The organism is Melghirimyces thermohalophilus (assembly GCF_900102685.1).
Classification (GTDB): Bacteria; Bacillota; Bacilli; order Thermoactinomycetales; family DSM-45169; genus Melghirimyces; species Melghirimyces thermohalophilus.
Genome location: NZ_FMZA01000023.1, coordinates 36,752 through 48,762, shown reverse-complemented (window position 1 = coordinate 48,762; position 12,011 = coordinate 36,752). Strand labels below are relative to the sequence as shown.

Annotated in this window: 10 protein-coding genes; 1 reads left to right on the top strand and 9 read right to left on the bottom strand. The window is 52.8% G+C overall.

Annotated features, from left to right (window positions below; translation table 11 throughout):
• Positions 1-235, top strand: a 235-nt coding sequence (locus BLP91_RS14730; protein ID WP_143003516.1) for a transposase, incomplete at its 5' end; no start/stop codon positions are given.
• 132 nt (positions 236-367) lie between these two features.
• On the opposite strand, the gene BLP91_RS14725 is transcribed toward BLP91_RS14730, so the two are convergent.
• From BLP91_RS14725 to ftsE, 9 genes are all read right to left on the bottom strand, one after another.
• Positions 368-664, bottom strand: coding sequence for a hypothetical protein (locus BLP91_RS14725; RefSeq protein ID WP_091572766.1), 297 nt, complete (start codon positions 662-664; stop codon positions 368-370).
• 120 nt (positions 665-784) lie between these two features.
• The gene (locus tag BLP91_RS14720; RefSeq protein WP_091572763.1) at positions 785-1,174 is read right to left on the bottom strand and encodes a DUF302 domain-containing protein; all 390 of its coding nucleotides are present in this window, start codon (positions 1,172-1,174) and stop codon (positions 785-787) included.
• A gap of 149 nt (positions 1,175-1,323) precedes the next feature.
• Positions 1,324-4,209, bottom strand: coding sequence for an excinuclease ABC subunit UvrA (gene uvrA / locus BLP91_RS14715; RefSeq protein ID WP_091572760.1), 2,886 nt, complete (start codon positions 4,207-4,209; stop codon positions 1,324-1,326).
• A 3-nt stretch (positions 4,210-4,212) separates the two neighbouring features.
• The gene (gene uvrB, locus BLP91_RS14710) at positions 4,213-6,198 is read right to left on the bottom strand and encodes an excinuclease ABC subunit UvrB (protein WP_091572758.1); all 1,986 of its coding nucleotides are present in this window, start codon (positions 6,196-6,198) and stop codon (positions 4,213-4,215) included.
• A gap of 155 nt (positions 6,199-6,353) precedes the next feature.
• Complete coding sequence (locus BLP91_RS14705) at positions 6,354-7,802, bottom strand: S41 family peptidase (RefSeq protein ID WP_091572774.1); 1,449 nt, start codon at positions 7,800-7,802, stop codon at positions 6,354-6,356.
• 258 nt (positions 7,803-8,060) lie between these two features.
• Complete coding sequence (locus BLP91_RS14700; protein WP_091572755.1) at positions 8,061-9,131, bottom strand: murein hydrolase activator EnvC family protein; 1,071 nt, start codon at positions 9,129-9,131, stop codon at positions 8,061-8,063.
• 51 nt (positions 9,132-9,182) lie between these two features.
• Positions 9,183-10,298 carry a murein hydrolase activator EnvC family protein gene (locus BLP91_RS14695; RefSeq protein WP_176758018.1) on the bottom strand — a complete coding sequence of 372 codons (1,116 nt, stop codon included), beginning with the start codon at positions 10,296-10,298 and terminating at the stop codon, positions 9,183-9,185.
• Between the two features lie 32 nt (positions 10,299-10,330).
• On the bottom strand, positions 10,331-11,230 hold the full coding sequence (gene ftsX, locus BLP91_RS14690) for a permease-like cell division protein FtsX (protein ID WP_091572750.1): 900 nt from the start codon (positions 11,228-11,230) through the stop codon (positions 10,331-10,333).
• Positions 11,220-11,906, bottom strand: a complete 687-nt coding sequence (gene ftsE, locus BLP91_RS14685; protein WP_091572747.1) for a cell division ATP-binding protein FtsE — start codon at positions 11,904-11,906, stop codon at positions 11,220-11,222. Before ftsE ends, ftsX begins: the two co-directional genes overlap by 11 nt.
• Positions 11,907-12,011 lie beyond the last annotated feature (105 nt).

The following is a 12,011-nucleotide window of genomic DNA, read 5'->3' as shown; positions in this document are numbered from 1 at the left end:
CGTGTGGGAAAAACATAAGGAAAAAGTGCGAGCCCATCGCCTTTCCTCTACGGGAAAATACCTGTACAAAAAACGGAAAGAGACGATCGAGCGAAGCTTTGCAGACGCGAAAGAGCTGCACGGGCTTCGCTACTGCCGGTTGAGGGGAAGGGAAAAGGTCCAAGAGCAAGCGCTGATGACGGCCGCAGCGCAAAACATCAAGAAGATTGCCAACCACCTAACCAAAGCCGGTTAGGTGGTTGGGAGGCCTTTTTGATCCAGGTTTTGATACGTCGATGAGCTGGTTTTGTCCATAAAAAAAGAGTGTGGAGAAAGCAGTGAAGGGCTTTCTCCACACTCTGAGCCGGTATATAATACCGGCTGTTTTTTATTGGTTTTCCATTGATCCGTCTTCCCCTGCGGAGTGACCTCGCTTCTTCGCTGCTCTCCGTTCGTTTAAGAGGATATATTTCCGCTCCTCTTCCTGATCCCCTCTGCCGGGGATGGGCGACTCCGGTTGGGAGGGGCTTTTTCCGACGTTTCGGAGGGGATCCATGGCCTTCATCGGATCAAAAACATCAGCTCCTTCCCCCCTCCACTGACGGAGTTTGGGAAACAGCATCCAGATGGCTGCACCAGCGACCAACAGCCCGAACAACAAGGTCCAGCCGGATCGTTTATTCATGTTGAACCCCCTAAAGGTGATTTCAATAGGAGGTTTCCCCACTTCCTGCAGGACATACGCTTTTTGCATATAAAACCGGTCCGATGACCCGATCCCTTACCGGGTCGGACCGGTAAACTTTTATTTCGCCTCGTTAATCGCCTGGATCAGAGTCTCTTCCACATCTTCTGCCAATGGTTTCAGCTGGTCATCCTCGGTCAAAGCCAGTTGCGTGGTCGGACGGAGCAGACCGATATCGGTTTTCAGGGTCTCCTGATTGCGATACACCACAATCTTACAGGGAAGGAAGAAGCCGCCCCGCTGATTGCGGGTCAGCACCTTTTTGGCTACATCGGGGTTAAAAACCTCCAGCACGCGAAAGTCCTGTTCCAAGGCGATTCCTTTCTCCATCAGTTTGGTGGGAATATCCAGTTTCCACAAAACGCCGAAGCTGTGGTTGGAAAGGGTGTGTTCCAGCGCTTGAATCGCTTCGTCCACGGTTTTATTCGTTTCCACCGTATAATCGAACATATGAAAAACCCCTTTCTGATTCTTCACACACAAGTTATTTTACACCAAACTGCAGTTGTACTTGAAAAGGTTGCTCTGGAAAAGGCGCCTTGTACCCGGATTACCAGCCTTGACAACATTGGAGGGAGCAGGGCCCGGTGGAGAAGCGGTTATGAGTTGGACGCTTTGGTAACTTGTTCCGACAGTTTCCGGTAGACCTCTTCCATCCGTTGACGATCCCTCTCCAGAATCGGCTTCAAAAATTGGCCTGTATGCGAGGAATTCACCTCAGCCACTTCTTCCGGTGTCCCGGTAGCTACAATGGTACCCCCTCCGGTACCCCCTTCGGGGCCGAGATCGATCAGATAGTCGGCCGTTTTGATCACATCCAGATTATGCTCGATCACCAAGACGGAATCCCCGTTCTCCACCAGACGTTGTAACACCTGCAGCAGACGGGAAATATCATCCACATGGAGTCCGGTCGTCGGTTCATCCAGGATGTAAAGTGTGCGCCCGCGGGAGCGTTTGTACAGCTCCGACGCCAGTTTTACCCGCTGCGCTTCGCCGCCGGACAAGGTGGTGGCCGGCTGTCCCAACTTCACATAACCGAGGCCCACATCGTAGAGGGTCTGCAGTTTGCGTCTGATCCGGGGAATATTTTTAAAGAACTCCAGCGCTTCTTCCACCCGCATGTCCAGGACATCGGAGATGTTTTTCCCTTTGTACTTCACCTCCAGGGTGTCCCGGTTGTATCTTTTTCCCTTACATTCCTCACAGGGAACATAAACATCGGGAAGAAAATGCATCTCAATTTTGATGATCCCATCACCGCGGCAAGCTTCGCAGCGACCGCCTTTCACGTTGAAGCTGAACCGTCCTTTTTTATACCCTCTCACCTTGGCTTCCTGGGTGGAAGCAAACACATCCCGAACATCGTCAAAAACGCTGGTGTAAGTGGCCGGGTTCGAACGAGGGGTTCGACCGATCGGGGATTGATCGATATTGATCACTTTATCCAAATGCTCGAGACCTTTGATCGCACGGTAACGGCCAGGCACCCATTTGGATCGATTCAACTCCCGGGCCAACGCTTTCAATAGGATTTCGTTAACCAGAGTGCTTTTGCCGGAACCGGACACTCCGGTGACGCAGGTAAAGACCCCTAGGGGGACTTTGACGTCGACATCCTTCAGATTGTTCTCCCGGGCGCCCTTGATTTCCACCCACTTGCCGTTAGGCTGGCGCCGCTCCTCCGGCAAGGGGATAAATTTCTTCCCGGAGAGATACTGGCCGGTCAGGGAGTGATCCATCTTCATCACTTGTTCCGGCGTCCCGGAGGCGACGATCTGTCCACCGTGAGCCCCGGCACCAGGCCCCACATCGACAATCCAGTCGGAGGCTAACATGGTATCTTCGTCATGCTCCACCACAATCAGTGTATTGCCCAGATCTCGCATCTGTTCCAGGGTCTGGATCAGTCGGTTATTATCCCGCTGGTGCAAACCGATGCTGGGTTCGTCCAAAATGTAGAGAACCCCCATCAACTTGGAACCGATCTGGGTGGCTAACCGGATCCGCTGGGCTTCCCCACCGGAAAGGCTCCCGGCGGACCGGTCTAAGGTGAGATAGTCGAGACCCACGTTTACCAAAAACCCTAAGCGGCTGTCGATCTCCTTGAGGATCTGCCGGCCGATGGTCATCTCTTTTTCGGTCAAGGCCAAACCGTTGACAAAATCCCTGGCCTCCCTGATGGACAGAGATGTGACATAAGCGATATTTTTCCCACCAACCAACACACTGAGGCTCCCTTCCCGCAGTCGGGCGCCCTGACAGGTGGGACAGGCGATATGGCTCATGTAGTTTTCAATCTGTTCACGAATGGCGTCGGAACCGGAGTCGCGATAACGCCGCTCCAGGTTTTTCAACACCCCTTCAAAGCGGATGGATAAGCGCTTCACCCGGCCGAAATCCGATTCGTAACGGAAGGGGATCCGCTCCCCGGTTCCCTCCAACAGTTTTTTCAGATCCCGTTTGGGAAGCTTTTTCACCGGCACATCCATATCGATTCCGTAGTGACGGCAGGCGGATTCCAGCAAGGCGGGGTAGTAATTGCTCGACTTGCCCACCCAGGGCTCGATCGCCCCTTCCCGTAAGGTCTTATTTTTATCAGGGATCACCAGGTCCGGATTCACTTCCATCCGGCTGCCGAGACCATCGCAGTTGGGGCAGGCGCCGAAGGGACTGTTGAAGGAGAACATACGAGGGGAGAGCTCCTCAATACTAAATCCACACATCGGGCAAGAAAAATTTTGGTTGAACCGAATCTCTTCCCCGTCGATCACATCGACCAACACCTTGCCATCCGTCAGTTGCAATGCTGTTTCCAGGGAATCGGTCAAGCGGGTCTCGATACCCGGTTTGACCACAATCCGATCCACCACCACTTCGATGGTGTGTTTTTTGTTTTTTTCCAGCTCAATCTCCTCAGATAAATCACGAATCTCCCCGTCCACTCGCACCCGGACATAGCCCTGTTTGCCGATTTCGCTCAACAGTTTGACATGCTCCCCTTTTCTTTCCTCCACTATGGGAGCCATGATTTGGATCCGGCTCCGTTCTGGCAGTTCCAGAATGCGATCCGCCATCTGCTGTACAGTCTGGGAGGTAATCTCGATACCGTGTTCGGGGCAATGAGGGCGACCCACCCGAGCAAAGAGAAGCCGCAGATAGTCGTATATTTCCGTCACCGTTCCCACCGTCGATCGGGGGTTGCGGCTAGTGGTTTTCTGATCGATGGAGATGGCAGGGGACAGCCCTTCAATCGAATCGACATCCGGCTTGTCCATCTGCCCCAAAAATTGCCGGGCATAGGCGGAGAGCGACTCCACATACCGACGCTGTCCCTCAGCATAGATCGTATCGAAGGCGAGGGAAGACTTCCCTGAACCGGACAAGCCCGTCAACACAACGAGTTGGTTCCGGGGAATCTCCACATCAATCTCTTTCAGGTTGTGGACGCGAGCTCCGCGTATAACAATGTTTTCTTGTGACACGGCTTATCCTCCCTCGGCTTTCAGTTCGATGATCAGATCCCGCAGCTCTGCAGCACGTTCAAACTGCAAGTCTTTGGCCGCCTGCTTCATCTCTTTCTCCATTCGTTCGATGACTTGTTGCCGTTCTTCCCGTCCCATTTTCTCCATATCGGGTATAGCCTGATACGTTTCCGTTTCCTCTGCCGCCTTGGTCGCCTCGATGACATCGCGAACCTCTTTGCGGATGGTTTGCGGCGTAATTCCGTATTTCTCGTTATGGGCGAGCTGGATCTGGCGGCGACGCTCGGTCTCATCGATCGCCTGGCGCATGGAGTCCGTTATCGTATCAGCATACATGATCACTTCGCCGTTGGCATTCCGCGCCGCCCGACCGATCGTCTGGATCAGGGAACGCTCCGCACGCAGGAACCCTTCCTTATCCGCATCCAGAATAGCCACCAAGGAGACCTCCGGCAAGTCGAGTCCCTCCCGCAGCAGGTTGATCCCGACCAGCACATCGAACTCACCCAGGCGGAGGCTGCGCAGGATCTGCATCCGCTCAATGGTCTTGATGTCGGAGTGGAGGTACCGCACCTTGATCCCCGCCTCTTTTAGGTAATCAGTCAGATCCTCCGCCATCTTCTTAGTCAGGGTGGTTACCAGCACCCGTTCATCCCGCTCCACACGCTGGTTCACTTCGCCGATCAGATCGTCGATCTGCCCCTCGATCGGCCGGACATGAATTTGGGGATCGACCAGGCCGGTGGGACGGATGATCTGTTCCACCACCTCCGGCCCTTTTTCCAATTCGTAAGGCCCGGGAGTGGCCGAAACGTAGATGGCTTGGTGCACCCGCTGTTCAAATTCCTCAAACCGGAGGGGCCGGTTATCCAAAGCAGAGGGCAGGCGAAATCCGTGATTCACTAACATCTCTTTGCGGGACCGATCCCCTTTGTACATCCCCCCGATCTGAGGAATGGTGACATGGGACTCATCAATGATGGTCAAGTAATCCTCCGGAAAGTAGTCGAGAAGGGTGTAAGGCGGATCCCCCGCCTGTTTGCCCACCAGGTGGCGGGAGTAGTTCTCAATACCGGAACAGAACCCAACCTCCCGCATCATCTCCATATCATAGCGGGTTCGCTGCTCCAGCCGTTGAGCTTCCAACAGCTTATCCTGGGACTTCAACTCTTCCAATCGTGTCTCCAGTTCCTCCTCAATATCACGAATGGCCCGTTTTAGCACGTCTTTCTGCGTCACATAGTGGGAAGCGGGGAAGATGGCTACGTGTTCCCGGTCACCGATGATCTCCCCGGTCAACACGTCAATCTCCCGGATACGGTCGATCTCATCACCAAAAAACTCCACGCGAACCGCTTGTTCACTCCGGGAGGCCGGGAAGACTTCCAGCACATCACCGCGGACGCGGAAAGTGCCCCGGACAAAGTTCATATCGTTGCGCTCATATTGGATATCGACCAGATCTCGCAAGACAGCGTTCCGGTCCTTTTCCATCCCAACGCGCAGAGAAACCACCTGCTCACGGTAGGCTTCCGGGGAACCTAAACCGTAGATGCAGGAGACACTGGCTACGATAATGACATCCTTGCGTTCAAACAAGGCGCTGGTGGCCGAGTGTCGCAGTTTATCGATTTCATCGTTGATCGATGCATCTTTTTCAATATAGGTATCCGTCTGAGGAACGTAAGCTTCCGGTTGATAATAATCGTAGTAACTGACGAAATACTCGACAGCGTTATGGGGGAAAAACTCTTTCAGTTCCCCACATAATTGGGCAGCCAGCGTTTTATTGGGAGCGATGACTAGAGTCGGCTTACCCACTCGAGCAATGGTATGGGCGATGGAAAAGGTTTTCCCCGTTCCCGTCGCACCCAGCAAGGTTTGATGACGTTTGCCGCTCTGGACGCCTTCGGTCAATTTTTCAATCGCTTTCGGCTGGTCCCCCTGAGGTTCATAATTGGATACCAGGCGAAAAGGGGTTTCTGCCATGGTCAATCACCTCGAATTTGTCATCTGTTCTATTATAGCACAAACGACAACAAATACCGGAACACCCGTTCTTCCTGCTGGAACAGGGCAACCCCACGGACCATTTTCCGTGGGGTTGCTCGTTCCTCCTCTACAGTTGCAGGAAGAGGAGAAAATTATTTTTTCATCTCTTTCTTCAGGGTTTCGATTGCGGCTCGGAGCTGCAGATCGCTTTTTGCGTCGCGCAGTAGGGAGACGAACTCATCCTGCATTTTAAGAGCGGTCTTTTCGTTCACCTTCCCCGTTACCGACAACTTATTGGCTTTCTGGAACGCCTTGACGGCTGTTTCCGTCTTTTTGTCAAAGTAGCCGTCGGTGCGTCCTGGGCGATAACCCAGCCCTTCCAGCACCAGTTGCAGGTTTTTCACCTGTGGGGAAGTCATGTCGCGCTCCAACGCTTGGTCCGGTTGGGGCGGTGTCGCTCGGTAATAGTCCGGCATTTCCACCTTCACATCGGGTTGAACTCCTTTTTTGTGAATCCAGTTGCCTTCAGGGGTCAACCATTTGGCCATGGTCAGTTTCAGATTGCTGCCGTCCTCAAAATCTTTGGCCGTCTGAACCGTTCCTTTGCCAAAGGTGTTTTGCCCCACGACCTTGTATCCCCCGGACTCTTTTAGCGCAGCCGCCAGGATTTCCGAAGCGCTGGCCGAACCTTTATCTGTCAGTACCACAATGGGGTACTCTTTTTTCCCTTCCAATTTGGAGCGATATTCCATCCGCTGCCCCGCTTTGTCTTCGGTCATCATGATCAGCTTTTCATTGGGAACCAGCTGTTCGGCAATCTCCAGCACCGATGGCAATAATCCTCCGGGATTGCCCCTTACATCGATGACCAACCCTTGCATCCCGTCTTTTTCCAATTTCTTCAGAGCCTTGCTGAAGTCAGCGGAGGTATCTTTGGAAAACTGGGAGATCTCAATCCTCCCGATATTACCCTCCATCATATCTGAATGGATGGTCTTGATGGGAATCTCGTCGCGAACCACCGTCACCTTCATCAGGTCGTTCTGACCGGGCCTCAACACGGTCAGTTTCGCTTTGCTGCCCTTAGGCCCCTTGATTTTGGAGACGGCTTCGTTCAGATCCATCCCCTCCAAGCTTTTACCATTTACTTTGAGAATCTGGTCTTCGGGACGCAGACCGGCTTTTTCGGCGGGTGAGCCCTTAAAGGGGGAAACGATTGTCACTTTTCCCTTTTTCATGGTCACTTCCGCACCGATCCCCTGGAAGGAGGATTCCATGGAGGTGTGAAACTGTTTAGCCGTTTTCTTGTCCATATAGGCAGAATACGGGTCCCCCAGTGATTCCACCATTCCGCGGATCGCTCCATCGATCAGTTTTTGATCGCTCACTTCTCCAATATACTGACCTTTGATCAGTCCATAGGCCTCTTTCAGTTTATCCAGGTTCCCCTCCAACCCATCACCGGTTGAAGAAGTGCTTCCCAAAAGCGAAGACCCGGTCACCCTGGATAACAATCCTCCATCCCCCATCGCTGCCGCAGTGGTTAAGCTGCTGAACAGGATAGCGAAGACGACGAGCAAGGCAACGGTACGTCCGCGCATATACATGGAGACACCACCTTTATATACGTCTCACGGCAGCCGGTCAACCAACGCCCCGGTTGTCATGTGCTCCTAGATCCGCTTTGATTGTTATTCATGTATATGACAAGCGGGTAACAGATATTATCAGGTTTACTCTAGCAAACTTTGTTCATCGACACAAGAAACACCCAGCACACCCTTTTCCGGTCCTACAAAAGAAACCCGATGCGTACGCACAGGTCACACATTCGGGTTTGTTTCACCGGCAGTATGGAATCACTGGAGATATTGCTTCGGATCTTGAAGGGTTCCATTTTTTCTCACTTCAAAATGGTTATGGGGACCGGTGGAATATCCGTTGTCCCCGATCTCGGCGATCTGCTGCCCCCGCTCCACATAATCCCCTTTTTGAACCCGGACCGTGTGGGGATACATATGGGCATACAGGGTGGTTAAGCTACTCCCGTGATCGATCATGATGATCCAACCATAACCGGAAGCGGGCCGGCTATCCAGAACGATACCGTCAGCTGCGGCATAGATGGGATCTCCGGCATCCCCTGCCGTATCAATTCCGGTATGCAGCTTATGAACACCTGTCACTGGATGGACGCGGTAACCGTAATCGGATGTGATGCGATGGCTGTCGCCAGGCCAGTGAAAGGGACCTCCGGGATATTGGAAGGTACCGTTTTTCAAGGCGAGAAGATTCATCTCTCGAACCTCCGCCTCTTGGATCTGCTCCTCTTGTCTAATCTCGGCTAACTTCTCCTTATTGTTCTCCTTCAATTTCTGCAGCTTCTCATAGGCGTGTTTCGCCTCTTTCATCTTCTTCGTACGTTGTTGGTTCAAATCGGACAAGCGCTTTTTTTGCTTGAGGATCTGTTGTTTATCCTTCTCTACCTGTTCCACCAAGTGGTGGTCCTCTTTCACCATCAGCCGAAACGTTTCAAAGCGGGCCAGAAATTGCGATAGAGATTCCGACTCAAAGAGGGAGGTCATGTAACCCACCTCTCCGTTTTGATACAGATGTTTCAGACGCCCCTTATAGCGGTCCATCTTTTTATCCAGACGTGCTTGGACTTTTTCCAGGCTTTTCTCCACTTCGTGAATCCGTTGATCTCGTTGGTGGATTTCCCTCCCGATCTGATCGATCTTTTCCTGGACCTTGTCCATCTGATCGGCGATCTCCTCGCCCTTTCCTTCCGCCTTTTCCTTCTTGGAGCGAATTTCCTCCAGTTTCTCCCGCGCCTTTTTCGCATCATCTTCCGCCTGAACCACCTCCGCCGAAACCGCGGTCCAAGCGAGACAACTGATTAACAAACCGGTCAACAGACGTGATTTCATCCAGTCACCCCCTCACCCCTGCGCGGTACACTCATCGTACCGAACCCGCAATTACTTGAGATACGGCATGGGATCCGTAGGTTCACCGTTTTTTAGCACCTCAAAATGAAGGTGGGGGCCAGTGGACCATCCGTTATTGCCCACCGCAGCGATCACTTGCCCCTTCGATACGGTATCTCCTACGTCCACCTTCACATCTTGGGCGTACATGTGAGCATACAGGGTGGAAAGACCGCTCCCGTGGTCAATCACCACAATGTAACCATACCCTGTGGAGGGGCGCGACGCGATCACTTCTCCCCCAGCCGCCGCACGGATCGGGGTCCCGAGGGAAGAGCCGAAATCGACGCCAGTGTGCATTTTATACTTACCTTGAGTCGGATGCCACCGCATGCCGTATGAGGAGGTAACACTCCCTTGAACCGGCGGATAAAAGCGGCCTCCTTTATAACTTTTCTTCTGGCCCCGCTTTTCCTGCTGCTCGCGACGGATCAGTTTCCGAATCGCCTCTTGTTCCTTTTCGTTGATCTGTTCCAGATGATTTTGCTTCTCTGCCAGATGGTCTAATTCTTTTTCGTATTCTTTATACTTTCGGGTCAGTTCTCGGTGTAGGGACCGAGCTTGGTCCGCTTGTTTCTTTTGATCAGCCAGAAGCTGCTTATAGTGTGACTGCTCCGCTTTAAGATCCGATAGGTCCTTGCGGAACTGCTGCAAAAGCTCCCGGTCCCTTTCAGCCAGCAATCGGATATAACGCAGCCGGTTGATAAATTCCTCCAAAGATCCAGCATCGAGGAGAGATTCCAGATAAAACATGTCGCCCTGCTGGTAAATATGGCGAAGACGGCCGTCAAAAAGGCGCTTCCGCTCCCGAATCTGGTCTTGCTTGAGCTTCAGCTTTTTTTTGCTCCGCTCAAGCTCCTGCTCCAGCCGGTAAACCTCTTCGTTTCGTTCCGCCAATTTCCGCTTTTCCTCTTCCAGACGAGCGAACATGGTCTTTCGCTCTTTTTCCGTCATCGCCTTCTCTTTTTCCAGGCGCTGAATCTCCTTGTCCCGTTCCTTGATGCTCTCTTTTTTGTCTTCAATCTCGTCGGCATGGATGACACCGGGGATAAGGAGGGGCGCGGCCAGAACGAAGCACATCCAGCCGCAGAGAAATTTAGCTTTCACCATTTTCTCCTCCCCTTCATCACTTCGCCGGATCAGGTGCGCAGGAACCGGCGAATCGAAATCAGACTTCCCCAGATCCCGATCAGGATCCCCAGCAAGGTGGTAAGTCCGGTCACCTTGAAGGCGATATCCCAGAAACCGAGCAGTTTAAAAAAGCTGTACGCCTTGTCGGCGTCCAAAATACCGACTACCGCATTATACCCGAGGAGAACCACCGTCACCGGAACGATCGCCCCCAAAACACCGATCACCCCACCTTCGATAAAGAAAGGCCAACGGATAAACCAGTTACTGGCCCCCACCAGACGCATAATCTCGATCTCGCGACGGCGGGCGAAGATGGTCAGCTTAATCGTGTTGGAGATCAAAAATGCCGCCAATACCGCCAAGCCCAATCCGAAGACCAACACCATATTCCGAACCCAGGCGGACAGGTTGAGAAGGCGGTCGGACACGCCTTCCCCGTGATCCACATGTTCGATGTAATTGGGATAGGACTGCTGAAGGTCCTTTGCCAATGCTTCCGTCTCTTGGGGATTGCTCGGTTGAATCTGCAGCGTGTCAGGAAGGGGATTGTCCTTTTCCAGCCCTTCCAGGAACTCTTTGTCATCTCCCCACTGCTGTTTCATCATCTGGAGGCCTTCTTCTTTGGAGATAAACTCCACGCTTTTGACTTTGGAGTCCTGTTCGATCTGAGAACGGATATTATCGATCTGGTCCGCGGTGATCTGCGGGCTTAAAGAGACCCGAATCGAGACCTGCTTGTCCAGTTCCGACGCCATAAAACTGAGGTTGAAGGCAAACACCAGAAACAGACCGAAAATCAGGAGGGTCACGCTGACGGCACTGACCGCGGCAAAGGTCATCCAGTTGTTACGGGCCAGGCTTTTGACCGCTTCCCTGAAATGTCGGAAGAACGTGTCAATCTTCATAACCGTACTCCCCTCCCTGCTCGTCGCGGACAATGACACCCTGTTCGACTGCAATCACCCGTTTCCGCATGGTGTTAACAATCTCCTTATTGTGGGTCGCCATGACCACGGTCGTTCCACGAGAGTTGATTTCCTCCAACAGATACATGATATCCCATGAGTTCTCCGGGTCCAGGTTCCCCGTGGGCTCGTCGGCAATCACAAAGTTGGGGTTATTCACCATCGCCCGGGCGATCGACACCCGTTGCTGCTCTCCCCCGGATAGCTGGGAGGGCAAAGCGTTCATCCGATCGTACAGCCCCACCAGTTCCAAAACCTCCTGCACTCTCCGGCGTATCTTACGCTTCGGCGCCTCCACCGCCTCCATGGCAAAAGCGACATTCTCATACGCTGTCATATTGGGCAAAAGCTTGTAGTCCTGAAAAACAACCCCGATGTTCCGGCGCAAGTAGGGGATCTTCCAGTCCCGCACCCTTTTCACGTTGACACCGTTGATCAAAATCACTCCGTGGGTGGGCTTTTCCTCTCGGTACATCAGCTTGATAAACGTGCTCTTACCCGCTCCGCTGGGGCCCACCACATACACGAATTCGCCCTGATCGATCTTCGTGTTGATACCGTTCAAAGCCTTTACGCCGTTAGAGTACACCTTATAAACGTCATGCATTTCGATCATGCTATCACCCTCGTATGTTTTGGGTCGCGGCTCTCGGTGACCACCTTATAGACAAGACGGAAAATCGAAAAGAAACGTCCAAGTATGAGTCCAAAAACCTTTTAC

What these genes read in the sequence shown, in the direction of transcription:
- BLP91_RS14725 (WP_091572766.1), bottom strand. Translation starts at nt 664, where the DNA reads ATGAATAAACGATCCGGCTGGACCTTGTTGTTCGGGCTGTTGGTCGCT.
- BLP91_RS14720 (WP_091572763.1), bottom strand. Translation starts at nt 1,174, where the DNA reads ATGTTCGATTATACGGTGGAAACGAATAAAACCGTGGACGAAGCGATT.
- uvrB (WP_091572758.1), bottom strand. Translation starts at nt 6,198, where the DNA reads ATGGCAGAAACCCCTTTTCGCCTGGTATCCAATTATGAACCTCAGGGG.
- BLP91_RS14705 (WP_091572774.1), bottom strand. Translation starts at nt 7,802, where the DNA reads ATGCGCGGACGTACCGTTGCCTTGCTCGTCGTCTTCGCTATCCTGTTC.
- BLP91_RS14700 (WP_091572755.1), bottom strand. Translation starts at nt 9,131, where the DNA reads ATGAAATCACGTCTGTTGACCGGTTTGTTAATCAGTTGTCTCGCTTGG.
- ftsX (WP_091572750.1), bottom strand. Translation starts at nt 11,230, where the DNA reads ATGAAGATTGACACGTTCTTCCGACATTTCAGGGAAGCGGTCAAAAGC.
- ftsE (WP_091572747.1), bottom strand. Translation starts at nt 11,906, where the DNA reads ATGATCGAAATGCATGACGTTTATAAGGTGTACTCTAACGGCGTAAAG.